We start from the raw sequence: 26,786 nt of genomic DNA, 5'->3' as shown, positions 1-26,786 counted from the left end.
TGATTTCAGGAGGCTTTTTTTTAAGGTGGTGTAATGATGCTGAAACAACCGGAACCGTTTTTCTTTGAACATGGCCAACATGCCGTCATTTTATTGCACGCCTATGCGGGAAGTGCCAATGATGTGCGGATGTTAGCACGAGCATTAGAACGGGAAGATTATACAGTTTATGGCCCCCAATTCAGTGGACACGCGACTGATGATCCACGAGATATTCTCGCACAGACGCCGGCGCAATGGTGGCAAGATACGCAACAAGCAATATCATTTATGCGGCAAAAAGGCTATACTAAAATTAGTATCTTTGGCTTATCATTAGGTGGTATTTTTGCGACGGCGGCCTTGGAGCGTGATCCTCAGTTGCTAGGTGGTGGCACGTTTAGTTCACCACTATTTGCTGGTAATCGTAGTGACGTTGCTGAAATGTTTATCACGCTGAGTCACCATCAACTGGCGCACAGTCAATTTTCAATTGCCGAGCGTGAACAGATCTTAATGACGTTGCCGGAACTGGTTCAGCGGCAATTGCAGGCAGTCAATACCTTTACTACGACAGAGGTTACGAGTCACCTCAGCGCTGTGACCCAACCTTTCTTCATTGGTCAGGGTGGGCAAGATGAATTAATTGATGCGACGGTGGCGCGACAATTACGTGATCAATTACCACAAGTACCAGTTGATTTTCATTGGTATGCTGATGCTGGACACGTGATTACCGTCAACAGTGCGCATCACCAATTGGAACAAGATGTTTTAACATATTTAAAAACTATTTATAAATGAGGTAAATAATGTCAGAAGCAAACTTACAAGAACAAATCCTGACTTTTTTGCAAGCTCATCCCGATCGCACGTATAGTGTTGAACAACTAACGGATGAATTGCATTTTACAGGCGCAACGGCGTTTACTTTTCTAGTAAAGGAACTTGCGAATATGGAACGTAAAAAATTAGTTAGTACCGATGATCATGATCATTTCAAGCTGGTCCAGGAAACGAAGACTGTTGAAGGTTCATTTCATGGTAATGACAAGGGCTTTGGTTTCGTTCGTTACGATCCCGATTTGCCTGATATTTACATTAATCCGGACAACACGCAGTTTGCCATTACCGGTGACGATGTTGCGGTTGAAATCATTCGACCAGCCCGTCCCGGTTCCGACCGCGGCCCTGAAGGTAAAATTGTCAGCATCGTTAAACGGAACTATACCCAGATTGTCGGTGCGTATACACCAAGTACGGATGAAGACGGGATTATTGGTTCTGTGGAAATTAAGGATAAGAAATTATCCAAATATCAGTTATTAATCACTGATCAGGGCTTACACCCCACTGAGGGGGAAGTCATCATTGCTGAAGTGGCTGCTTATCCTGACGCTCAGCATCCAACGCGGATGATTGGGATTGCCAAGCAGGTCATTGGGAGTGTTGATGATCCTGGGATGGACGTCTTACAAGTGGTCTACCAACACGACGTCCCATCAGTGTTTCCAGAAGAAGTGACGGATGAAGCCAACCGGATTCCGGATTACGTGACTGATGAAGAAAAAGTTGGTCGGGTCGACATTACGGACCAGCCATTAGTAACGATTGATGGCGCCGAATCTAAAGACTTGGATGACGCGGTTGTTGCTTGGCGCTTGCCAAATGGGAACTTCCATCTAGGCGTTCACATTGCGGATGTTAGCCATTATGTCACCGAGAACTCTGAGTTAGACCGGGAAGCATTCAAACGTGGGACGTCAGTTTACTTAACTGACCGTGTGATTCCAATGTTGCCACGGCGGCTATCAAACGGGATTTGTTCCTTAAATCCTGATGTTGAACGATTAGCCATGAGTTGTGAGATGGAGATTGATCAAACGGGGGAAATCGTTAACCATAAGATTTTCCAAAGTGTGATTCGGTCACACGCCCGGATGACTTATGACGCTGTTAATCAGATTCTCGAAGCCCATGACCCCAAGACTCGTGAAAAGTACGCGGACTTGGTCGACATGTTTGATACGATGGGCGACTTACACCGTATCTTGTACAAGCATCGGCGGCATCGTGGTGCGATCGATTTTGATGATAACGAAGCTAAAATTATCGTTGACGAAGCCGGTCATCCAATTGACATTCAATTACGGGTACGTGGCTTAGCTGAACGAATGATCGAAAGTTTCATGTTGGCAGCCAACGAAACGGTTGCAAAAAACTATAGTCAACTTAAGGTACCGTTTATCTACCGGGTACATGAAACGCCTGATAGTGACCGGATGCTTAGTTTCTTTGAATTCGTCACTAACTTTGGTGTCAGTGTCAAGGGGAGTTCTAAGGATGTTAAGCCGAAGATGCTTCAAGACGTTTTGAAGAAGGTTGCTGGTAAGCCCGAAGAAGCCATGGTCTCAGTCATGATGCTGCGGAGCATGAAGCAGGCCCGATACGCTGACCAGTCGCTTGGTCACTTTGGGTTGGCGGCACCGTATTATACTCACTTTACGTCACCAATTCGGCGGTATCCAGATATGATGGTTCATCGTTTGATTCGCCATTATGCTGAAAACGGCACTGGTGAAGAAGCCCGGGCACGTTATCGGGATAACCTACCAAATATTGCGGAAACGACTTCTGATCATGAACGGCGGGGGATTGATACTGAACGCGACGTTGATTCGATGAAGAAGGCTGAATATATGGCTGATCACGTTGGTGAGACGTTTGAAGCCGTTGTTGATTCCGTTATGAAATTCGGTCTGTTTGTTGAACTAGAAAATACCGTTGAAGGCTTAGTTCATATCAGTACGATGGACGACGACTACTACGAATACGTTGAAAAACAATTAGCGTTGGTTGGCCGTAAGACGAAACGGACATTTAGAATCGGCCAGCCCGTCAAAGTTCAACTAATGCGGGTCGATAAGGATCAACGAGAAGTCGACTTTAAGTTATTGAATCCTGAAGAAGCGCCAAAGACTGATTTATTGCCAAAGCGGGAACATCATGATAACTATCGTGGTAATAACCGGCGTGGTGGCAATAACGGTAACTACCGGCGAAATGGGAACAATAATAACCGGAATAACGACCATCGTGGTGGCAACAACAATAACCATCGTAATGGCAATAGCAATGGTCGCCGGAACAATAATAATCATAATAGCAACAATAATAATCATAGTACTAACAACAATCGGCGGTCATCAACTGATCGTCGGCGTTAATTTTTAAGTAAGGGGATGTGCGGCAATGGCCAAACAACACGGTAAGCACCCAGATACCGCCCTCGCTCAAAATCGGAAAGCACGCCATGACTACGCTGTTGAGGAAACCTATGAAGCTGGCATTGCGCTGACGGGGACGGAAATCAAATCCGTTCGCGATCGGCGGGTCAACTTAAAGGATGGTTTCGTTCAAGTTCGCAACGGTGAAGCCTGGATGCAAAACGTTCACATTAGTCCGTTTAAAGAGGGTAACCGTTATAACGTTGACCCGTTGCGGTCCCGGAAACTTTTGTTGCACAAGAAAGAAATCAGTAAGCTAGGTGCAGCAACGATGACTAAGGGTGTGACGATTATTCCACTTAAGATGTATCTCAAGCATGGATTTGCGAAAGTCTTAATTGGAGTCGCTCACGGGAAACGGGAATACGACAAACGGCAAGATATCAAGAAACGCGAACAACAGCGTCAAATCGACCGGGTTATGAAACATTACTAGGCATCGATTACGTTAGCGTTGCATCGCTGCACCATACAACGAGTATGGCAGCGTCATAAAAAGGTCTTCCAAGAATTAATTCGATTCTTGGAAGACCTTTTTTAGTATGTGTTGTTGGTGGTTCTGTGCCGTGGACGGACGACGGCAAGCATATATTTTATATGTACTGATGTAGTGCTCACTGTTATAAATGTTCTAGATACTAGCAAAATAGTTATCAGGCTATAAATATTTTGCGAAAGGTCGGGTACAAGCACTTGCGACTTAGTCGGTAATTATGTTAGCATATAATTGTATTGATAGTTAAACGCGTTATTTATTAATTGATTCAATAAATATAATTGATGCTAAACTTTGGAGAATGTTATTATTCTGATATTAATCAGATTTAGTATAACTCAAATTGATAATAAGTTAATTTTGATATGATTTATTGCATGGATTCTTGGGGGGACATGTATGAATAGATTTATAACGAGCAAGCAGCATTATAAAATGTATAAAAAGGGACGTTTCTGGGTATTTGCTGGTATTACCGTGGCTACCTTTACTCTGAATCCACTGATAAGTCGAGCAGATACGGAAACGACGACCGCAGCCACCGCAGCTACGACCACTGCTGGGGCATCCTCATCATCCAACTCACAGGTTTTAAGGACTACTACGACTAGTACAACAGGGGCAACGACTCAGTCTAGTGCGACGGCGATTAATGCGGCAACAACAAATACTAGTGCTCAAAAAAAACAGGCGGTTAGTGGCACCACTACTGACTCAAAGACTGAACAACCGGTTACGGCAGTAGGAGAAAATGAAAACGCAACCAGTAATCTCAGTACCTCTGATTCGGCATCAGCAAGCAGTCAGGCTAAAACTGGTTCTGGCGACAGTTTGGACCAAACGTCAAACAGCTCAGTAAGTGTCGCATCGAGTTCACAGAAAGTCACAACACAAAATTCTGATTATCAAAATGATCAAGGAACGGGCTCTGAGAGTGGCATTCAATCTAATGTGACGGACACGGTGGTGGCTGATGAATCACTACAAACTAATCGTTCAAGTGTCGCATCGCCAAGTACTAGCACAATGGCCAGTATTAGTGACTCAGACTCGAAAGATTCTAATGAAACTGAAAAAGTTGTGGATTCAGAAACTAGTCCGATAGCTGTAACTGCCACAACTAATACAATTACGACGACTAACGATAAAGTCCAGTTAAATCGGGCACTATTAGCGCGAGCCGCCACACCCGCAACTGTTGTCTCAACTGGGACTCTGGGAACAAGTGCCTGGCAGTACACAGATGATGGTGTGTTGACGATTCATGCTGGTGATTGGACCGGAGTGGGTGATGTCAGCGACGTACCGGGGGATTTTGGCAGTGAGTTAACGAAAGTAGTGATTGATGGTCCAATTAATGCGGGGACTGATACTAGTTATATGTTCCGGTATAATCCAAATTTGGCCAGTATTGATGGCCTTGAAAATCTGGATACTTCGAAAGTCACTGACTTTTCAATGATGTTTATGGGAACTAAGATTGCTGACTTTTCAGGATTAGCGCATTGGAATGTCAGTTCTGGTACGTCCTTTGACTCTATGTTCGCCAGTGACTCGCGAGTTCAATCTTATGATTTAAGTCAGTGGCAGTTGAATACGGTTCAACCAGTGAGCTTAAAAAGAATGTTTTCATTTAACACGGCCTTGATCAGTATTGTTCTAAGTACTTGGAATGTGCGGATGGTCACGGATATAGATGGGTTATTCAATGGAGATAAGAGTTTAACAACGGCGGATTTACATGGCTGGAACTTGTTGAATGTTACAGCGTTGTCATCGATGTTTTTAAATGATACCAATCTCACTGATCTTGATATAACGGGCTGGCAGACGGGCAGTACGTTAACTAGTACTAAGTTTATGTTTGAGGGAACCCCTGGATTAAAGGCAATCAACATTGCGAGTTTGGACATGTCTAACTTTGCAGCAGTCACTGAAGCTGATATGAATAAGGAACCTGCAGATCATGATATGTTTTTGAATCAAGATAGTAGCGGGAATCCGTTGCCCATGAACCTAAACGCATTAACGGTTGGGTCAAAAACATATTTAGTCGGTAGTTCATTGCCAGACATTCCAACTGGAACTGGCTATACCGGTAAATGGGTCAATCAAGCTGATGCCACCCAGACGTATACGTCGAGTGAGTTAATGGCTTTGTATAATGGCGTCGATAATCCAGCCGATACAATCACTTGGGTCTGGGAAACTAGCCCATCCTATGCTGATTTCACGTCCAAGAATGTAACCGGATTAATTGCCGGGCCGAAGACGACGTGGCGAGTTGCCGATAGTGTTGCAACATTAAAAGATGTGAATGGGACTGATATTTATGCGACCGCTGACACAGTCGTCAAAGTGATTAGCGTGAACGGCGATACTGCTGTAACGACGGTCGACACTCAAACTACCGGTACCTATCAAGTTGACTTGCAGTATACGGATGCGTATGGCAAAGTATGGCAGCAAACTAGTACGGTTGCGGTAGCGGTAAATCAAGGCAAACTAGTTGGTAAACCGTTGACGATCAAAATGGGTGCTAAGCCAACGTATACGATTAATGATTTAATCGACACGGATAACTCCCGCAATGCGGCCGGCGATAAGCTAAGTGCCGACGAACTCGCGACGGCTACGGTTACAGGCTTGGATACGAGTAAAGCTGGCACACAAACGGTTACACTGGCGTATACGGATGATGCTACTGGCATGGTTCACACGACAACCACTACGGTGACGATGGTCGCAACTAAGGCCGACTTAACAATGCGTAATAGTACCATCATTAAAGGACCCAAAAACTCGAGTTGGGACTACCGCCAGTATGTTACGAGTGTCACTGATTTTGATGGGAATCCGGTTAGTTTAGACGGACTTAACATTGTGGTTGATCAGCAACCTGATTTAACGCAGATTGGGTCGCAAACTGTCACACTCACGTATACGGATACGTTGGGCAATGTCATCAGCGTCCCAACTCAAGTAACAGTCGTTGCTTCTCGGGCACAAGTTACAACCAAGGCGCCGTTAACGATTTGGCCCAGTGAGGTTGCTCAATTAAAAGTCGCCGATTTGGTGACAATCACGGCTGCCAACGGGAACCCCGTCGATACTAGCACCGACCTAACAGATGTCACAATGAGTTCAATTGACACGAGCAAGGGTGGCGCGCAGACCGTTACTATTACTTATACGGATGAAGCTGGCAATCTAGTGACAGCTTATGCCAAAGTAACGGTTGACCAATCAGATTTGAAGACCAAGCTAACGAATCCAATTGCGGGGCCTAAAGCTAAATGGGACTATCTAGCTGGTTTGGAATGGGTCAAGGATGCAAATGGAAAGTTGCTTGATAATCTCGCAACCGCTGATATTAAAGTCGTTACTGAACCTGATTTAAGTGTTGCGATGGTCGGCCATGACCAAACGGTGACACTCAGTTATACGGATGAGTTGGGCAAAGAACACTTAGTCACTGCGGTTGTCAACACGGTGGCTTCGAAGGCGAAGATTACGGCTGTCAGCGACCAGATCATCATACCTGATGAAGCCAAAAAGCTGACGGCAACCGACCTGGTCAGTGAGTTAATTGATGCGGCGGGAAATAAAGCCACGAATTTTGACGATGTGACGATGAGTGGTTTTGATGCTAAAGCTATCGGGCCACAAACTGTGACACTGATGTATACGGATGCGTATGGTAACCAAACGACTGATTCGACGACAGTCACCGTGGATTTCGCCACAATCACTGGTCAAGCGACACACCCAATTGCCGGTCCAACCGCGACTTGGGATTACCGTGACAGCGTCACTCAAGTTATCGATGCCAACGGAAAGATAATTGATGTCGGCGATGCTGACATTACAGCCATGACGCCGGATTTAACTCCGGCAAAGGTGGGCAAGCCTCAGACGGTTACGTTGACCTATACTGACAGTCTGGGTAAAGTTCACACAACCGACGTGATTGTAACGACGACGCTTTCAGAGGCGAAGATCACGGCTGTTGCTGACCAGATTATCATACCTGATGAAGCCAAAAAGCTGACGGCAACTGACCTGGTCAGCGAGTTAATTGATGCGGCGGGAAACAAAATCACGAATTTTGATGGTGTGACGATGAGTGGTTTTGATGCTAAAGCTATCGGGCCACAAACCGTGACACTGACGTATTCGGATGCGTATGGTAACCAAACAACTGATTCGACGACTGTAACCGTGGATTCCGCAACGCTAACGCTTCAGAATCACACTCAAGTGGCAGGACCTAAGGCGACTTGGAATTATGCTGATAACATCAAAGCCATCACTGATTCTAAGGGGCAGTCGCTAACATTAAGCGATGCCAAGATTACGGTCGTGCAACGTCCAGATTTAAGTGTGGCTGGAACTTATAAAATTGTACTTGAATATACTGATGATTTAGGGCAAGCGCACACAGAGACTGCCGATGTTGAAGTGACGGCTTCAAAAGCGGCCATTACTGCCGTTTCTAAGCAGGTGATTTTGGCAGAAAAAGCGACCATGGTAACTGCGTCGTCACTAGTGTCGACACTGTACGATGCGGATGGCGTTCAAATTTATAATTTTGATGATGTGACGATGAGTGGCTTTAATGCTAAAGCTATCGGACCACAAACAGTAACGTTAGCGTATACGGACGCGTATGGCAATCAAACGACTGTTTCGACGACTGTAACCGTGGATTTCGCAACGCTAACGCTTCAAAATCACACTCAAGTGGCGGGATCTAAGGCGACTTGGAACTATGCTGATAACATCAAAGCCGTCACTGATTCTAAGGGACAATCGCTAACATTAAGCAATGCTAAGATTACGGTCGTTCAACATCCAGATTTAAGTGTGGCTGGTACGTATCCAATCGTGATTGAATATACCGATGATTTAGGACAAGTACACACAAAGACTGCCAATGTCGAAGCCACGGCTTCAAAAGCGTCCATTACTGCCGTTTCCAAGCAAGTAATTTTAGCGGAAAACGCGAACATGGTAACTGCGTCGTCGCTAGTGTCGGCACTGTACGATGTGGATGGCTTTCAAATTCATAATTTTGATGATGTGACGATGAGCGGTTTTGATGCTCAAGCTATCGGGCCACAAACCGTGACGTTAACGTATACAGACGCGTATGGCAATCAGATGACTGATTCGACGACTGTGATCGTGGATTTAGCCACAATCACTGGTCAAGCGACGCATCCAATTGCCGGTCCAGCGGCGACTTGGGATTATCGTGACAGTGTCACTCAAGTTATCGATGCCAACGGAAAGACAATTGATGTCGATACTGCTGACATTACAGCCACAACGCCTAATTTAACTCTGGCAAAGGCTGGCAAGCCACAGACGGTCATGTTGACCTATACTGACAGTCTGGGTAAGGTCCACACGACCGACGTGATTGTAACGACGACGCTTTCAAAGGCGAAGATTACGGCTGTTGCTGACCAGGTTATTTGGCCTGATCAAGCTAAACAACTGACGGCAACGGACTTAGTTGATCGTTTATACGATGCTGAAGGCCATCTGATTACAAATTACGACAATGTCGAAATGAGTGTGCTGGATTCCAAGTTAGCGGGGCAGCAACGTTTGACGTTGACTTACACGGATGTTGCGGGTAATCAATCCGTCGCGTATGCCAATGTGACAGTCGACCAGGCAAAGCTAGTGACAAAACCAAGTACGGTAATTGCCGGCCCGACGGCAACGTGGAGTTACGAAGCCGGTATTAGTCAGCTGACGAATGCAGCTGGGCAACTTATTACCGTCCAACCGGGGACAATTAAAGTGTTGAACAGGCCAGATCTGAATGTTGATTCAGTCGGGCAACAACAGCTGATCACACTGATTTATACGGATGAGCTCGGGAAATCCCAGTCGGTCACGGCAATGGTGACAGCTGAGGCCTCACAAGCTACGTTAACGGCCAAGAAAGCAGTTATCCTGCAACCGGATGCCGCGGCAAAACTAACGGCTAATGACCTTGTAACGAGCTTAACGGACGCCTCTGGACAAGCGGTGACTGATTATCAAATCGTTCAGATGTCTAAGCTAGACGCGACTCGGCCAGGTGTTCAACCCGTCTCATTAACTTATACGGATGCGGCTGGTAACGAAGTAAGTACCGTTGTAAAAGTAACGGTTGATCAGGCCAAGATGGAGAGTCAGAACCGGACTCAAATCTGGGGACCAAGTATGACTTGGGATTATCGGCAACAATTGGCAACTGTTACGGATTCGCAAGGGCATCAGTTGAATCCTGATCAAGCTAAAATTACGGTCATAACCGGCCCGCAACTGACGGCTAAAATGATCGATAAGCCGCAAACGGTCACCTTGATGTACACGGATGATCTGCAACAGACGCATACTGTGTCAGCCACTTTGACCTTAACGGCATCACAGGCGGCACTCGTGCCACGTCCGGCACAGATTGTATGGGCCAAAGATGCGGGGCAACTGACGCCAGCCAACTTTTTGCAAACGATTACCGGCGCGGATGGCACTCAAGTGTCGTCTTTGACCAATGTCAAGATGAGTGCGGTCGATGCCAGCCAGCCTGGTGCCCAAACGGTGACTCTAACGTATACCGATGATTACGGCAACGAGGTGACAACAACTGCCCAAGTGACGGTTGATCAAGCCGCCTTAACGACCCAAACCGCTCGACCGGTTGCCGGGCCGACTGCCCATTGGGATTATCAGACGAACTTTAAAACCGTGACGAATGCTGCCGGTGAAGTGATTAATGTCGGTGATGCCAATCTTAAAGTCTTGACAGGCCCGGACTTGAGTACAGCCATGGTGGGGCGGCCTCAAGTCGTTACGTTCAGTTACACTGATGAATTAGGATTGACCCAAACCACCACGGCGGAGGTCACAACAGTCGCCTCACGGGCGCACATGACGACTAGTGCTGATCAGGTGATCTGGCCTGCAGTTGTCGGAAAATTAACGGTTGCGGATCTAGTCACTGGTTTAACGGACGCTTGGGGCCAGACTAGTCAAAATTATCAAAGTGTTACGATGACGACCATCAATGCTCAACAGGCTGGGAAACAACAAGTCACCCTGACATATACTGATGAGGTGGGCAACGTAAAAACTGCGACTACGACGGTGACAGTCGACCAAGCAGCATTAACGACTCAGCCACAAACGGTCATCGCGGGTCCGACTGCCAAGTGGGATTATCATCAGGGTATTGGAACGATTACTGATGGTATGGGCCAGCCGATTGCGGTCAATAATGCCGCTATTACAGTCGTGGCGATGCCAGACTTAACGGTTGCCCATATTGGGCAGCCACAAACTGTGCAACTGGTTTACACGGACTCGCTGGGACAACAACAAACGGCGTTGGTCCAAGTGACAACCGTTGCCACGCAGGCTAAAATCAGTACGCGGCCAGTTACCGTGATTGCCGGCCCTAAGACGACCTGGTCACTGAATGATAGTGTTGACTGGTCAACGAGTTTGGCAGCGGATGGCACGTTGCTGACAGCGGCGCAGCGCCAGCGGGTGACTGTAGATGGTACCTTGAACTTACGGCGGGCCAGCAATTACCCACTGACACTAAGTTACATGGACCGTGCGGGTAATTTGATTACTGTCACGACGAGCATCAATGTATTGGCTAGTCAGGCCCAGCTACAAGTGCGTGATAGTCAGTTGACCGTTGGAAACGCTTGGACTGCTCAGGATAATTTTGAACGTGCAACCGATGCCCAGGGCCAAGCACTGACATTAGCCGATATCGCGGTCGATGGTACGGTCAACACGCAACGCGCTGGCCAGTACACGTTGACTTACCACTATACTGATGTTGCCGGTAATCAGTTAACTAAAACGGCTGTGGTGACCGTTGTCTTGCCGGAAGATGATCACATTAACACGACCGACCCTGACAACAATGATCATGGTGAGACGACTAACCCTGACAACAATGATCATGCAGGTATCGCTGATCCTAGTGAAACACCGAAGCCGAGTGAGCGACCTAACGATTCGGATGGTCATACCGTCGACTGGGGCGTTGATGATCGGATTACGACAAAGCAACAACCGGCCGCGGCTACTCGTGCACAGACTAAGGTCAAGACGACCGCTGAGCCAGCTCTACCGGCCAACAATGAGCATACTAGCGCAGCCAAAGCAGCAGCGACACCTGTGACACGAGTAACTGACACGACTGCTGACACACTGCCACAGACGGGCGAGCGCGACCGCTCAGCACAACAAGGCGCGGTAGTACTCGGATTAACGGGATTATTAGGGTTAATGGGATTAGGACGTCGGCGGCATACGCATGAGGATTAAGCGTACGATTGGCGTGTTAAGTTCATCGATTAGCTAAAATTGATAGCGATTTCTTGCAACGGACCGATTCATTTTGAATTGGTCCGTTTTGTTAACTGCTGCTGTTTGGACTTAACGGCTGGTTGCGCGGGTTGATGAATCTAGTGTCAAGTATTCAGTTAAGCAGTGATTAATGCTTGAACAAAATTTTAAAACATAAAAAGGGGGTACTTTCATCAGAATCTTTGCTAGAAATGACTATTTACTTTATTTTATTAAGTAAACAGCTGATGATAGCGACATCATTAAAGCTAAATTAAAAAAGTATAAAAAATTGAATTGGTCGCGAGACATGAATTATGTTATATTTTATGACATACCGTTCCGGTAAACTATTTGAGGAGGTCTCGTCGATGAGAAAGTGGCAAGTTGCAGTTGTCATGTTGTTAGCAGCGTTGGGAAGCTGGTTTGCGATTGGTACCCAGGCCCAGGCTAAGACGTATACGATTGCGACGGATACAACCTTTGCGCCGTTCGAATTTCAGGTCAAGGGTGGTAAGTATAAGGGAATTGATATCGATATTTTGAAGGCAATTGCCAAAAAAGAAAATTTCAATTATAAATTAAAAGCGCTTAGTTTCGGTGCCGCTGTTCAGCAGCTTAGTGCGAACCAAGTTGATGGGGTAATTGCCGGAATGAATATTACGGCTGAACGGAAGCAGACGTTTGATTTTTCAGACGCTTACTATACTTCCGGGGTGGTCATGGCTGTGGCTAAAGATAGCAAGGTCAAAACGTTTAAAGATTTGAAAGGTAAGACCGTGGCCCTTAAAACGGGGACAGCTGGTGCAACCTATGCGAAGTCGATTCAGAGCAAGTACGGCTTCAAAATCAAGTATTTCAATGACTCGAATAACATGTATAACGATGTTAAGGTCGGCAACTCGGCTGCTTGTTTTGAAGACTATCCCGTGATGTCATACGGAATCAAGAATGGCATCGCGTTGAAGATTGTTTCCAAGCAACACGAGGCCGGCGACTATGGTTTCGCAGTTAAAAAAGGTAAAAACGCGGAACTGTTAAAGAAATTTAACGCGGGTCTCAAAGCGATTAAAGCGGATGGTACTTACAAAAAGATCATTAACAAGTACTTGAAGTCTAGTGAAGCATCCTTAACGGGTGAAGACGCAAGCAGTCGGACCTTTATTGGCTTGTTCACCCAAAACTTGGATACGATTGGCTCAGGGTTATGGATGACCTTGGAATTAACGGTTATTTCAATTATTTTAGCGACGATCCTCGGACTGATTCTTGGGGTCTTAGGCGTTATGCCGGGTAAACTTGGTCCGGCCATCTCCAGTACGATTATTTATATTTTCCGTGGGATGCCATTGATGGTGTTGGCCTTCTTTATTTACATTGGGTTCCCAGACCTGATTGGGCACGGCTTTAAGATTCCCGCGTTCGTTGCTGGGATGATTACGTTGATGCTTAACGAAGGGGCCTATACCGGAGCCTTTGTTAAGGGGGGCTTTGCCGCGGTCGACGATGGTCAAATGGAGGCGGCCCGTTCACTCGGGTTGCCATACTGGACGGCTATGCGCAAGGTTATTATGCCCCAAGGAATTCGAATCATGATTCCGTCGTTCATTAACCAATTTATTATCACGCTGAAGGATACGTCAATTCTATCCGTTATTGGGATCGTTGAATTAACCCAAACTGGGACGTTGATTATTGCCCGGAACTTCGAAGGCTTTAAGATTTGGTTAATGATTGCGATTATTTATCTGATTATCATTACGTTATTAACATGGTTATCTAACTGGGTTCAAAGGAGGATTAACTAAGCATGGCGAAAGTAATTGTCAAAGATTTGCATAAAAGCTACGGCGATAACGAAGTCTTGAAAGGGTTAAACCTTGAAGTTCAAGATAACGAAGTAGTCTGCATGATTGGACCATCTGGTTCTGGTAAGAGTACGTTTTTACGCTGCTTAAATGACTTGGAAGTTCCAACACAAGGGCAAGTTGTCATTAGCGGTTACGATCTTTCTGACAAGGGGACTAACATTAATTTGGTCCGTGAAAATATTGGGATGGTGTTCCAACACTTTAACTTATTTCCACACCTATCAGTGTTACAAAATATTACCTTAGCACCGACTCAACTCAAAAAGGAAAGTCAACAGGAAGCTGAGAAAACGGCGCGTGACTTACTTGCTACGGTCGGCTTGTCCGATAAGGCGGATGCCATGCCTAAGTCCTTGTCTGGTGGGCAAAAGCAGCGGGTGGCCATCGCTCGAGCGCTAGCCATGCATCCGAAAATCATGTTGTTTGATGAACCAACTTCAGCACTGGATCCCGAAATGGTCGGGGATGTGTTGGATGTTATGAAGAAATTAGCCGCAGATGGTATGACGATGATTGTGGTCACGCACGAAATGGGCTTTGCCAAGGAAGTGGCCGACCGGGTCGTCTTTATGGCGGATGGGTTGATTCAAGAAACGGGGAAGCCTGAGGATGTATTCGAACACCCACAAAGTCCCCGGTTACAAGATTTCTTACAAAAAGTGATCAACGTTTAAGTATCGGCTGGTCATAATAAAATAACCCGTAAAATAGGCGCGCTAAGAATTGGTTTAATTCTTGGCGCGCCTATTCTGTAGTAACGTGCTTGCATAGCAGATGAAGCGGTGTTGCTCTGAGGACGATTAACTAGTGAATACCGTGATATGGGCAACTTGATCGGCACGTCAACTTTGATAGGGTGTTAAGCTGGCAAACTAGTTATGCCAACTTAACTAAAAACAACGGTCATCCCGAAACAGGGGTGGCCGTTGTTTTATGGCTAGTTCTATTTAGTGTTGGGGCACCTTATTACGGGGTGTCAATGTATAATTACTTTCACCAAAGCTAACATTGAGTCCCTTTTTCGCAACTGGTGTCCGCGCGCGGTTGGTCGGCTTTTGCCAGTGATCCAGGATCGCCGCAATGCAAATACACAGTGGTTCTGTGGATTGATCAGTAATTGCTAATTCAAATGCTTCACCGTTAGTGGTGACAACTGGTCGCATCGTCATGATTAATTCAGTACCATGATAAACGCGGTAGTTTTCGGCACTCAAGCTTCCCATGATAATCCAGCGAAGCTTGCGAACATAGAGCATTTCATGCCAGAAGCCCAGCGTTTTACTAATAGAACCGACGTTTTGACGGTTATAGTATAAATCGAATTTTGGCAACAATCCGAGGGTTGTTTGTCGAATTTCGGCAAGTAGCTCACCTTGGATCGCGTATAAACTGAGCGCGTCTTGGCGCCGCCCCCACCGACCAACTAAGAGATAGTGAGATTGGTTGTGCGCATCGCGAACAATCCGGGCACCTTGGGCGAAGCTATTGCGGCTGAAATATAATTTACGCATCTTCAACCTCCGTTTTCCGGAAACTATTGTTTGGCAAGCACTTCTAAGATTGCTTTGCCGACACCATCGTTGACATTTGTATCAGTGATATAGCGGGCCAGCTGTTTGACTTCGGGACTGGCATTACCCATAGCGTAACTTACGCCAGCTAATTCGAGCATGGAGACGTCATTATTATTATCACCAATCGCCATGACATCGCTCATTGGGGTATTCAGCATATTCGCATAGCGCTCGACTGCAATCCCTTTTTGCGCATTAATATTATTGATTTCGATATTTGATGCGGATGAAGATGTGATTTTGAGGGACGAATGTTTTGCCAGAATTTCATCACTAAGGGGTTTTAGCTTAGCGGGCCCTTCTTCGCTGAAAGCGATAATCTTCATGACATGCTTAGTTGGATCATCCAATAACTCGTTATAGTTGTCCACGTAATTGATGTCCATAAGTTCTAAGCGGGCTGACGCGAGCGATACCGCAATTTTGAACGTTGTATCTGGATTCAGGTTAGTTAGGAGATGTGCAATTTGTTCGATTCGCTTGGCTTTACTGTTAGAGTAAATACCATCGTTGCCTACGACTTCAAAATAGTAACCTTGTGAGGTTAGCGTGTGAAAAACGGTGCGGGCCACGCTATTGGTTATGGGCACCATGTCGAGCATTTTGCCAGAAGCGTCGTATACTTCGGCACCGTTTAACGTAATCAAAGGTGCCGTGATGCCTTGAGCGGCCAGTAGTGGCTGAGCTTCAGAAAATCGGCGGCCGGTGGAGACGATAAAGTGCACGCCTTGCTGTTGTGCTTGACGGATGGCATTAGCGTTAAAATCGGAAACGACCATTTCATTGTTGAGTAACGTTCCGTCCATATCAGAGGCGATAATCGAAATCATGTTGTCACATCCTTAGTTGTTTTAATAATTACATTCTAACATGTTTACGTCTGAATACAGAATTATTATCATTAGTGGTTTTGGTTATGATACAATAAAACGAGAGGTGTTAAGGATGAAAGCGTTTATTCACACGGACTGGTGGGACGTCTTAAAACCAGAGTTTGAGAAGCCGTATTACCACCAATTACACGAATTTTTGAAAAATGAATACCGAACGAAAAATATTCACCCAGATATGTATAATATTTTTCAGGCCTTTGAATGGACGCCATTTGCTGACACGAAGGTCGTTATTTTAGGTCAGGATCCGTATCATGGTCCTGGTCAGGCACACGGACTGAGTTTTTCAGTGTTACCGGGCGTGGCAGTGCCCCCATCACTAGTCAATATCTATAAAGAATTGCAAAATGATGTTGGGTGTACGCCCGTCAACCACGGTTACTTGGAAAGTTGGGCCAAGCAGGGAGTCTTGTTATTGAACTCCGTGCTGACTGTTCAAAATGGTGTGGCCTTTTCACACGCTGGTAAGGGCTGGGAACGACTTACGGACGTTGCCATTCAGCGTTTATCGGAACGATCGACGCCGGTTGTCTTTATCTTGTGGGGTAAGGCGGCTCGGTCCAAGATTAAGCTGATTGATACCCAGACGAATGTCGTGCTACAAGCACCTCATCCGAGTCCGCTTTCAGCTTATCGCGGATTCTTTGGGTCCAAACCATTTTCAAAAACGAACATTGCGTTAACATCCTTCGGCGAACAGCCAATCAATTGGCAGTTACCAGAGCACGTCAATCTTGAGCATTAATTAATTTATTGGAGGGTTATCACATGGATTTATTTGAGTCATTAGCACAAAAAATTACTGGTAAAGATCAAACAATTGTTTTCCCTGAAGGAACTGAACCCCGAATTGTCGGTGCGGCAGCGCGATTAGCTGCAGACGGCTTGGTTAAGCCGATTGTTTTAGGTGCAACGGACAAAGTTCAGGCTGTGGCTAACGATTTGAATGCGGATTTAACAGGCGTTCAAGTCCTTGATCCTGCGACATACCCGGCTGAAGATAAGCAAGCAATGCTTGATGCCCTCGTTGAACGGCGGAAAGGTAAGAATACGCCAGAACAAGCGGCTAAAATGCTGGAAGATGAAAACTACTTTGGCACGATGCTCGTTTATATGGGCAAAGCGGATGGGATGGTTTCAGGTGCAATCCATCCAACTGGTGATACGGTACGGCCAGCGTTACAAATTATTAAGACCAAGCCCGGTTCACACCGAATCTCGGGTGCATTTATCATGCAAAAGGGTGAGGAACGCTACGTCTTTGCTGACTGTGCCATCAATATTGATCCCGATGCCGATACGTTAGCGGAAATTGCCACTCAGAGTGCGGCTACTGCTAAGGTCTTCGATATTGACCCGAAAGTTGCGATGCTCAGCTTCTCAACTAAGGGTTCGGCTAAGGGTGAAATGGTCACTAAAGTGCAAGAAGCAACGGCCAAGGCGCAAGCTGCTGAACCGGAATTGGCTATCGATGGTGAACTTCAATTTGACGCGGCCTTCGTTGAAAAAGTTGGTTTGCAAAAGGCTCCTGGTTCCAAAGTAGCTGGTCATGCCAATGTCTTTGTATTTCCAGAGCTTCAGTCTGGTAATATTGGCTATAAGATTGCGCAACGATTTGGTCATTTTGAAGCGGTGGGTCCTGTCTTGCAAGGCCTGAACAAGCCGGTCTCCGACTTGTCACGTGGATGCAGTGAAGAAGACGTTTATAAGGTTGCGATTATTACAGCAGCCCAAGGATTAGCTTAAACGGTCACTTAGTTTGTTAAACGAGGGAAACTTCAGAGCTTGTACTTTGAAGTTTCCTTCGTTTTTTCTATAATAAGAACAGTTAATTTGGATGAGGAGTTGGAAGAATATGGAATCAATCACGGTAACGTCGCCGGAAGCAACCATGGCAATCGGGGCCAAACTTGGCCAATTAGTGCAACCTGGTGATTTAATCTTACTAGATGGTGATTTAGGTGCTGGTAAGACAACTTTTACAAAGGGGTTAGCAAAAAGCCTGGGCATTCCTAATAACGTTAAGAGTCCGACTTTTACGCTCATCCGGGAATATCGTCAGGGGCGACTACCGCTCTATCATATGGATGTTTACCGCTTGGAAGATGGCGGTGCGGAAGATTTAGGCTTAGATGAATACTTTGATGGTGATGGCGTTAGTGTTGTGGAATGGTCACAGTTTATTGCCGACCTCTTACCGACGACTTACTTGCGAATTGCAATTAGCCGGGACACTGATGCCGATGACCAGCGGGTAATAACCTTCAAGCCCATTGGTGAACACTATCAACGACTGGTTGATCAATTGAAGGAGTGACAACCATGGCAGAAGAAGTTGTTGATGTACGGCCTGCTGAAGTCGCGGATGCAGCACAATTATTAGCGCTACTAGCTCAGCTTGGACGTGAAAGTAATACTTTCACTGTTGATGAAGGCATTGAGGATTTGAGTGAAACGGATGAACAGGCGCAAATTGAGCGTATCAATGGCACAACGACCAACATTATTTTCGTTGCGACATTAGATTCACGGTTGATTGGTGTGAGCACCGTGCAAGCTAGTACGGATTTTAGTGCGGCGCAAGGTGAAGTTGGCGTAGCGGTACTTAAAGAATTTTGGGGCATGGGTCTGGGGACTGCTTTGATTGAGGAAGTCTTAGATTGGGCGCGTAACTATAGCTCATTGGAACGCCTCGTGTTGACGGTCCAGTTACGAAATGTGCGTGCCGTGAAGCTGTACCAGCATCTTGGGTTCGAAAATTGTACGGCAACGAGCTATGATGTCGTTGACCCAACCGGCAAACGGGTTCCAGCTATTGATATGGGAATCTGGGTTTGAAATCCGGGATTCGCTGAACTGACGGCAAACAGGTTCTGATAGTAGATGGGCCGGAATTTAAGCGTTGACGAACCAGGTCTAACCGGCGACGGCTTGTGAATGATTGGCTCATCTCCCAGTCGGTTGGGGGAATTGATAAGCTGTCTACGAGTATTGATAATCGGTAGCGATGCGTAAACAAAAAAGTCCAGCATCTTATTGCTGGACTTGCATAAATTTAATTTTAACCCTGAACGCGAACGAAAGGTTTGAGTTGCTCAGTTCCAAAAGCTTGCGCTTCGGTGAGTAAAATGTTGGCGCAAGCTAGGCTGTCATCTAGTGCATTATGATGATGCTGCAGGTCGATATCCAGTGCTTGACAGACTGTATCCAGCTTGTGATTAGGCAATTCTGGATAGAACCGTTGACTGGTCTTGACGGTATCCATGGATAGGTACTCCGGCGCGCTGATGCCGTAGTGGGCAAGCGTATTGCGTAACACACCAATATCAAAAGGCGCGTTGTGCGCAATTACGAGGCGGTCGCGTTGGAAGAATGGTGCAATGTGTTGCCAAACGTCTGGAAACTTGGGCGCGTCTGCGACATCTGCTTCATGAATCCCATGAATTTGGACGTTCCGCCAGAAAAAATCGCTCTCTGGTTTGATGAGTGTGTAAAATTCATCGCTGATTTGGTTATTACGGACAACCGTTAGCGCCAGTGAACAAGCACTGTCGCGTTTCGCGTTCGCCGTTTCAAAGTCCATTGCGACAAAGTTCAAAGTTGCCACCACCGTTTCTAAAGAATAGGATTATCGTACAAAGAATCTCGTTAATTTTCAAGTTAATGGTTCGGAAGGATAATATCGAGTTCCACTGGACAGTGATCGGAACCAAAAATTTCATTATGAATGCGGGCGTTTAGGAGCTGACTGTCTAATTGCTGTGACGTAATAAAGTAGTCAATTCGCCAACCAGAATTGTTGTCACGTGCATGCCCACGATAACTCCACCATGAGTAAATGTCGGTTTGGTCAGGATAGAAATGCCGGAATGTGTCGGTATAGCCCGCTGCAAGGAGGCGGTCAAACTTGGTCCGTTCTTCGTCAGTGAAGCCGGCACTATGGTGATTGCTACGCCAGTTCTTCAAGTCGATGTTTTCGTGGGCCACGTTAAGATCACCACAAAAGATCAACGGCTTGTTGGCACTCAAACTGTTAATATATGTGAGAAAAGCATCTTCCCACTGTTGCCGATAGTCGAGACGTTTTAATTCACCGCCTGAATTAGGAGTGTAACACGTCAAGACGTAGTAGTCCGCATATTCAAGGGTGATGACGCGACCTTCGTCATCGAATTCTGGTACACCGATACCATAAGTTACATTGAGCGGCTCGTGTTTGGTAAAAATCGCCGTACCCGAATAACCCTTGCGCTCGGCATAGTTCCAGTATTGATAATAACCTGGGAAGTCCAGTTCAATTTGGCCCGCCTGTAATTTCGTTTCTTGTACACAGAAAAAGTCGGCATCGAGCTCATTAAAAGTCATGACAAAGCCGTGTTTGACAGCAGCACGCAGTCCATTAACGTTCCAAGAGATAAGTTTCACGTGAGTTTCAGACCTTTCAAGTAATTTACTCATATTGTAACACGGCAGCCACTGGTTATTTTAATGACAATTGAATCAGTGCGCCGTGATTAAAGCCAGACACGGCGGATAGATGTGCGATAGGGTGACAAAGCATGCTGGTGTCTTTGGTTGGCCTAGTTTCAGCGCGTCCGAGCGGGTATCTTTGGCTTTCAGTGATGGCACGTTTTTCCAGCTAACAATCACTGGCATGAATTGGACGCTGAATGATTTAAATCAGTGTGCCACGGAGCAATCAGTAGTAGCTAAAAGAAGATTGATGATAAAATTGGAGGAATATCGATGTTAAAAATTGGGGTCATTGGTTTAGGTAACATTGCTCAAAAGGCGTATTTACCCGTCATGGCGGCGATGCAAGACCAGTATGAATTTCATCTAACGACGCGTAATCCGGAAAAACGAGCACAACTAGCGACGATGTATGGGTTTCAACACACCCATGCGACCCTTGAGGAATTAATGGCAGTTAAACCGGCGGCCGTATTTGTGCATACTCCCACGGACACGCATGCAGCAATCATCAAGCAGTTGTTATTAGCTGGGATTCACGTTTATGTCGATAAGCCAGTCGCGACTGATCTTCAGGTGGTCCAAAGTTTGTATGATTTGGCTGCGGCGCGGCACCTGTTATTGACTTGTGGGTTTAATCGGCGTTTTGCTCCTTTTAATCAGCAATTGAAGGCATTGCCTGACAAACGGATGTTAGTGGCTGAAAAAGTTCGCGAAGTGGGTAGTCAAGATCCTGAAACGGCGGTTTTCGACCTGATGATCCACATGGTCGATACGGGGCTATTCTTGTTAGATGAACCACTTGAACACACTAGTGGTCGGTTGACGACGACGGCAACTGGCGCGTTGGCGCAAGGCTATTTGACGGTGCAGACGGCTCATGAGCAATTAGAAGTTATCACGAATATGTACGGTGGGGTCAATCTGGAACAAGTGACAGTCCAAACGACGGGGCAACGTGCGTCTGTGACTGATTTAAGTACTAAAACCGTGATGACGACGGCAACAACTACCACGACGGCTTTTCCGGATTGGACACCGACATTGGAAAAGCGAGGATTTGCACCGCTGATCCGTGCTTTTCTGACGGCGGTAACAACGCACGGGCCTAATCCAGTCGACCCAACTGGCGCAATTACCAGTCACGCGGTGTGCCGTCATTTATTAAGTGATTAAAAAGTGCTAAAATTAACTGATAGGCTTACAAATTTCAACCTGATTATATCGTTTCAATAGCGTTTCAATGCTGCGGTGCTTGATACGTCGGCCTAAATTAAAAACGCTATGCGGTTAAAGTGATTATTAACGTAAGTGAATTAAATCGAAACACGAAAGGAACTTTTCACCATGACCAAAGATGTCTTGGCCACTTTTCCAGCCATCGAAATTAAAAAAAATGAATCACTAAGTCATTATACGAATACTAAAACAGGCGGTCCCGCCGATTACGTTGCGTTTCCAAAGTCAATCAGCGAAACGAAAGCTCTGATTACGTTTGCCAATGAGCAAAATTTACCACTAACCGTGATTGGTAATGCCAGTAATTTGATTGTCAAAGATGGTGGTATCCGTGGATTAACGATCATTCTCACCCGCATGAAGCAAATTCATGCGAGTGGCACCAAAGTTGTTGCTGAAGCGGGTGCCGCAATTATTGCGACGACTAAGGTTGCTTGTGGGGCTAGCTTGACTGGTCTCGAATTCGCAGCTGGGATTCCCGGTAGTGTCGGGGGTGCGATTTTCATGAATGCCGGTGCGTACGGCGGCGAAATGAGTGAAGTTGTTGAAACGGTGACGGTTTTGACGCCAGCGGGTCAGCTTAAAACCCTGGATCATGACGAATTAGATTTTGGCTATCGCCACAGTACGATCCAGGACTATGATGATATTGTCGTATCGGTGACGTTTGGTCTCAAGCCAGGTAATCAGACTAAGATTCAAGCGCGGATGGACGAATTGAATACGTTGCGAGCAGCCAAACAACCGTTGGAATGGCCATCATGCGGGAGTGTTTTTAAGCGACCAACTGGGTATTTTACTGGTAAACTGATTCATGATGCTGGCTTACAGGGCCATCGAATCGGTGGTGCTGAAGTTTCTAAGAAACACGCGGGTTTTATTATCAATGTCGATCACGCTACAGCGACCGATTATATGGATATGATTCACTACGTCCAGAAAGTTGTATTTGAACGGTTTGGCGTCCATCTTCAGACGGAAGTCCGGATCATTGGTGAAGACGTCGTTCAAGGTTAGTTATGTCAATTTAACAAAGGGGGCAACCACTAGATGCCGATTATCGAATTAGTGATTTTACTGGCATGTTTAGTGCTGCTGTCGAATGTATTGAGCCACTATCTAGTCGCAATCCCGGTCAGTTTAATTCAAGTCGGGCTGGGTCTGGGAGTGGCTTTATTATTAAATGTACAGGTAAAATTGCAAACGGATTGGTTTATGCTCGTCTTTATTGCGCCCATGCTGTACAACGATGGCAGAGAATTTCCAAAACAGGAATTATGGGAACTACGCGGGGCAATTTTTGCGAATGCAATCGTCCTCGTCTTTATTACCACCATTCTCGGTGGCTTTTTGATTCACGTATTGATCCCAACGATTCCGCTCGCTGTTGGAATCGCGTTGGCGGCCATTTTATCGCCAACTGATCCGATTGCCGTGCAGTCGATCTCGGAAGGGGTCAAGTTACCTAAAGAAATTTTGCACTTGGTCAGTGGCGAAAGCCTGATTAATGATGCGAGTGGGTTAATTGGGTTCAAATATGCGTTAGCAGCAGCGGTTACCGGTACGTTTGTACTCGGTGAAGCTGTTGGGGATTTCTTCTATATTAGTCTGGTCGGTTTGGCCGTTGGGCTGGCGCTGATCACGATCATTCAACTCATTCGGGACGTGTTACGACGAGAGGGTATCAACGATATCGTGTTCAACGTGGTGTTACAGATTCTCACGCCGTTTGCAATTTATTTCATTGCTGAAGAATGGTTCCACGCGTCCGGTGTTGTCGCCGTTGTTGCGGCCGGGGTATTATCGCACTTGCAAAATTCACATGAAAGTGAAGATGCGCCGGAATTACGATTAGTGACGGAACGGGTCTGGAACGTGGTTGTTTACTTATTGAATGGGATCGTCTTCCTGATTCTTGGTATTGAATTGCCGGCAGCAACGCAAGCAACCATTAAAGGCGCGCATACAAATACGTTTCATGCGGTCTTTGACGTTTTAATCGTCTGGGGGATTTTGTTACTGATTCGGGTTGCTTGGACATACGCTTACATGTTGTTCAACTGGTTACGACATCACAAGAAGGCCAAACCTAGTCTCAGAATTGCAGCATTGTCCGGTTTATCAGGTGTGCGGGGGGCCATTACGATGGCTGGGGTCTTCACGATTCCAACCGTGGTGGCCTCGGGCAAAGCCTTTCCGGAACGTGCGCTCGTACTGTTCATTGCGGCTGGAGTCATCATTGTAAGTTTAGTTGCTGCTGCGGCTATTTTGCCATTGATGGCGGCCAAATCACTCCCCTTTGTTACTCGGGGATCCAGTCCGGATGAAGACGACGCGGTCTTGGCAGACGGAACGGATGACGGTGATGATAGCAGTGGGCAATTACCACAGTTAACATACAAGCAAGCCCGCATTTATATCTTACAGTTAGCGATTCAAAATATTGAAGAACATCGGCGGCCAGCTAACCAACGTGCGGCCTATGATTTGATCCTGGACCAGCAGTTTCAGATTCGGCGTCTAGAAGTGGCGTCGCAGACTGCGGATGAGTTGGCGCCGATGCTGACAGATGAATTGGAACTTCGCTTAGTGGCACTGAATGGTGAACGGGCAGCAGTTAGAGAAATGATTGCCAATAAACAAACTAGTAAGTTAGCTGGACAGGTCTACTTGCGGCGTGTCGATCGGCGCGAACAACGTTTCTTACAGGCGACACATCGACAGGGGCTTCCGACACTGCGCTCATTACGGTTGTTGTTGACGCGTGCAATGCAAGGGATTCGACTATGGTTAGCACCTGGCGATAGCGAAGAATTACGAGTGGCGTTATTGGATATTCAGCGTGAAGCTTCTAAAGCTGCTATTAAAGCGTTGTCGCAGTATCTCAAACGGGCCAACGTTGATGAGCAACAGTTTGATCGCCAGGCTCTGTATCACTTGATCGTTCATTACCGGAATCGCATCGAGAATGCGAAAAATGATCACACGTTATCACGTGATGATTATGAACAACAGCTGCATGGACTACGCATCAAGAGTCTTGGTGCCGAACGTGCGGGTGTACAGCATTTGTTAGAGAGTGGACAAATTAGTTTACGCACCGCGGCAAAGTTACGGCAGTTCATTAATTACTCGGAGAACTTATTGATGCTCAATGATATTGAGGCCGATGAAGATTAGTTAACTTTTTAGATTGTAAATCAGTAGTTCTAGGTTATAATGATGTTAGAGTAGTATTGACGGTGAATGGTTAGGTTTGCAAATTAATCATTACTTAAGCGGACGAATAAGGGCAGCCTTACAGGGGGAAACATCATTATGACAGAATCAGAAATTCATGAACGCTTCGTGGACACTTATATGCATATTTTAAAATATGTCGGGGACTTCGTTTCAGTGCCGACCCGGCCGTATAAGATAACGTTTGAGGCCTACACGGTTATGCGGATGATTGCAACAAGTGAGGAGCCGCTGACGTTGGTCAAGATTGCGAAAGAGCAGCGGGTTTCACGGAGTGCGATTGCACGTCAAATCAACGTGTTATTAGATTTGAAGTACATTGAACAAACCACGAATACGCATGATCGCCGAATCAAGTACTTATCGTTAACACCTGCTGGTCATAAAGTGGAACAGGAAATCACCACGGCTTCCGAGGAACGTTTTCATCAATGGGTCCAAGTCTATGGTGAAAAACGGGCAAGCGATACGTTGCGTTATATCAACGATGCGGAACAAAAGGCTACCGAACTGGGTTTCAGTGGCTTCAGTGGGTTGCATGATAAGCGGGGGCGGCATACCGAATATAGTGATCCTAAGACGAAGAATTAGCTAATATTTAGTTAATAATAAGAAACACCGTTTGAACCGATTATCAAATCAGTTCAAACGGTGTTTTTGATTACGCTAGGACTTATCCGGTGTTTGATGAGGAACCGTTGGCATCGTGAATCGCCAAGCCGCGTAGATGAGGAGTTGAAGTAACCACATCATCAAGACAAAAGCGAGCATCTTTAGCGACCACATTTCAACTAATTGTTTCACAATGTACTGTGGCGTAATTAGTAAGTAGATGGAGTGCAGTCGGAGGAATCGGCCAACGTAGACACCGACACTAGCAAATAGGAAGAGTGCGGCACAGATGATACCACAACTAGCAGGGAGTCGCTGGAAGTGTAAACGTTGGGTCAGTTGCTGGGCAATTCGGTCAACGCCCCAGGTACCAATGATTGTAGACACCATCATTGGCCCAACCAAGTAAGCGAAATCCCGCCACATCGGTAAGTCGAAGCGCAAGAGACCGTTGATGCCATACGGCTTCAATAGGCTGAGGTGGAATAAATCAGTCATTAAGTACGGTGCATTCGGATAGAAAAGCAACCAAATGACCGCAATCAGCCAAAATAATAGCGGGCTACGTCGGGGTGTCAGCCAAAAACTCAGCTCGATCGGGACATAAGCCAAAATTGAATTAAGTAATAGAAAATGGAACGCGCCGTGCAAGTCGACTGCTGCGAAGATGAAAAATCCCCAGAATGTGAGTCGCACAAACCACCGCTGTAACTTAGTCATTTAGTCACTTCCCTTCTGGTACTAATTCTAACAGA

The 26,786-nt window shown here is 46.2% G+C and carries 19 protein-coding genes; 14 read left to right on the top strand and 5 right to left on the bottom strand.

What is annotated here, in order from left to right; translation table 11 throughout:
* The first annotated feature begins 33 nt into the window (after nt 1-33).
* The 6 genes from E5260_RS12180 (at nt 34) to E5260_RS12155 (ending at nt 14,674) form a co-directional block, all read left to right on the top strand.
* Nucleotides 34-783, top strand: coding sequence for an alpha/beta hydrolase (locus E5260_RS12180; protein ID WP_003641051.1), 750 nt, complete (start codon nt 34-36; stop codon nt 781-783).
* An 8-nt stretch (nt 784-791) separates the two neighbouring features.
* Nucleotides 792-3,206, top strand: a complete 2,415-nt coding sequence (gene rnr, locus E5260_RS12175) for a ribonuclease R (protein WP_003641052.1) — start codon at nt 792-794, stop codon at nt 3,204-3,206.
* A 25-nt stretch (nt 3,207-3,231) separates the two neighbouring features.
* Complete coding sequence (gene smpB, locus E5260_RS12170; RefSeq protein WP_003641053.1) at nt 3,232-3,702, top strand: SsrA-binding protein SmpB; 471 nt, start codon at nt 3,232-3,234, stop codon at nt 3,700-3,702.
* Nucleotides 3,703-4,161: 459 nt separating this feature from the next.
* Nucleotides 4,162-12,108: a bacterial Ig-like domain-containing protein gene (locus E5260_RS12165; RefSeq protein ID WP_003641054.1), complete on the top strand. Its 7,947-nt coding sequence runs from the start codon at nt 4,162-4,164 to the stop codon at nt 12,106-12,108.
* A gap of 392 nt (nt 12,109-12,500) precedes the next feature.
* Nucleotides 12,501-13,937: an amino acid ABC transporter substrate-binding protein/permease gene (locus E5260_RS12160; RefSeq protein ID WP_003643977.1), complete on the top strand. Its 1,437-nt coding sequence runs from the start codon at nt 12,501-12,503 to the stop codon at nt 13,935-13,937.
* A gap of 2 nt (nt 13,938-13,939) precedes the next feature.
* Nucleotides 13,940-14,674: an amino acid ABC transporter ATP-binding protein gene (locus tag E5260_RS12155; protein ID WP_003641056.1), complete on the top strand. Its 735-nt coding sequence runs from the start codon at nt 13,940-13,942 to the stop codon at nt 14,672-14,674.
* Between the two features lie 273 nt (nt 14,675-14,947).
* Here E5260_RS12155 and E5260_RS12150 read toward each other — a convergent pair whose 3' ends face one another.
* Nucleotides 14,948-15,511 carry an LURP-one-related/scramblase family protein gene (locus E5260_RS12150; protein WP_003641057.1) on the bottom strand — a complete coding sequence of 188 codons (564 nt, stop codon included), beginning with the start codon at nt 15,509-15,511 and terminating at the stop codon, nt 14,948-14,950.
* A gap of 23 nt (nt 15,512-15,534) precedes the next feature.
* On the bottom strand, nt 15,535-16,404 hold the full coding sequence (locus E5260_RS12145) for a Cof-type HAD-IIB family hydrolase (protein WP_003641058.1): 870 nt from the start codon (nt 16,402-16,404) through the stop codon (nt 15,535-15,537).
* A 115-nt stretch (nt 16,405-16,519) separates the two neighbouring features.
* Here E5260_RS12145 and E5260_RS12140 point away from each other — a divergent pair, with 115 nt between their 5' ends.
* The 4 genes from E5260_RS12140 (at nt 16,520) to E5260_RS12125 (ending at nt 19,305) form a co-directional block, all read left to right on the top strand.
* Nucleotides 16,520-17,212, top strand: a complete 693-nt coding sequence (locus tag E5260_RS12140; RefSeq protein WP_015825217.1) for a uracil-DNA glycosylase — start codon at nt 16,520-16,522, stop codon at nt 17,210-17,212.
* Between the two features lie 23 nt (nt 17,213-17,235).
* Nucleotides 17,236-18,213 (top strand): phosphate acetyltransferase, encoded by a 978-nt coding sequence (gene pta / locus E5260_RS12135; protein ID WP_003641060.1) that lies wholly within the window; start codon nt 17,236-17,238, stop codon nt 18,211-18,213.
* A 109-nt stretch (nt 18,214-18,322) separates the two neighbouring features.
* Complete coding sequence (tsaE, locus tag E5260_RS12130) at nt 18,323-18,784, top strand: tRNA (adenosine(37)-N6)-threonylcarbamoyltransferase complex ATPase subunit type 1 TsaE (protein ID WP_003643982.1); 462 nt, start codon at nt 18,323-18,325, stop codon at nt 18,782-18,784.
* A 5-nt stretch (nt 18,785-18,789) separates the two neighbouring features.
* On the top strand, nt 18,790-19,305 hold the full coding sequence (locus E5260_RS12125) for a GNAT family N-acetyltransferase (RefSeq protein WP_003641062.1): 516 nt from the start codon (nt 18,790-18,792) through the stop codon (nt 19,303-19,305).
* A 223-nt stretch (nt 19,306-19,528) separates the two neighbouring features.
* Here the strand turns inward: E5260_RS12125 and E5260_RS12120 are convergent, their stop codons facing one another.
* Together E5260_RS12120 and E5260_RS12115 are read right to left on the bottom strand one after the other, a co-directional pair.
* The gene (locus E5260_RS12120) at nt 19,529-20,065 is read right to left on the bottom strand and encodes a 3'-5' exonuclease (protein WP_003645814.1); all 537 of its coding nucleotides are present in this window, start codon (nt 20,063-20,065) and stop codon (nt 19,529-19,531) included.
* Between the two features lie 62 nt (nt 20,066-20,127).
* Entirely contained in the window at nt 20,128-20,892 is a 765-nt protein-coding gene (locus tag E5260_RS12115; RefSeq protein ID WP_024971412.1) for an exodeoxyribonuclease III, read from the bottom strand.
* A 321-nt stretch (nt 20,893-21,213) separates the two neighbouring features.
* Here E5260_RS12115 and E5260_RS12110 point away from each other — a divergent pair, with 321 nt between their 5' ends.
* The 4 genes from E5260_RS12110 to E5260_RS12095 all read left to right on the top strand — a co-directional run bounded on the left by E5260_RS12110 (nt 21,214) and on the right by E5260_RS12095 (nt 26,010).
* Nucleotides 21,214-22,116 carry a Gfo/Idh/MocA family protein gene (locus tag E5260_RS12110; protein ID WP_003641066.1) on the top strand — a complete coding sequence of 301 codons (903 nt, stop codon included), beginning with the start codon at nt 21,214-21,216 and terminating at the stop codon, nt 22,114-22,116.
* Between the two features lie 171 nt (nt 22,117-22,287).
* Nucleotides 22,288-23,196, top strand: coding sequence for a UDP-N-acetylmuramate dehydrogenase (gene murB / locus E5260_RS12105; RefSeq protein ID WP_003641067.1), 909 nt, complete (start codon nt 22,288-22,290; stop codon nt 23,194-23,196).
* Nucleotides 23,197-23,229: 33 nt separating this feature from the next.
* Nucleotides 23,230-25,359 carry a cation:proton antiporter gene (locus tag E5260_RS12100; protein WP_003641068.1) on the top strand — a complete coding sequence of 710 codons (2,130 nt, stop codon included), beginning with the start codon at nt 23,230-23,232 and terminating at the stop codon, nt 25,357-25,359.
* 138 nt (nt 25,360-25,497) lie between these two features.
* Nucleotides 25,498-26,010: a MarR family transcriptional regulator gene (locus E5260_RS12095; RefSeq protein ID WP_003641069.1), complete on the top strand. Its 513-nt coding sequence runs from the start codon at nt 25,498-25,500 to the stop codon at nt 26,008-26,010.
* A gap of 75 nt (nt 26,011-26,085) precedes the next feature.
* On the opposite strand, the gene E5260_RS12090 is transcribed toward E5260_RS12095, so the two are convergent.
* Entirely contained in the window at nt 26,086-26,751 is a 666-nt protein-coding gene (locus tag E5260_RS12090; RefSeq protein ID WP_003641070.1) for a DUF1361 domain-containing protein, read from the bottom strand.
* Nucleotides 26,752-26,786: the final 35 nt, after the last annotated feature.

It is taken from the genome of Lactiplantibacillus plantarum (assembly GCF_014131735.1).
In the GTDB taxonomy this organism is placed as follows: Bacteria; Bacillota; Bacilli; order Lactobacillales; family Lactobacillaceae; genus Lactiplantibacillus; species Lactiplantibacillus plantarum.
The sequence above is the reverse complement of the archived record's forward strand: the minus strand, read 5'-3'. Positions and strand labels throughout refer to the sequence as shown.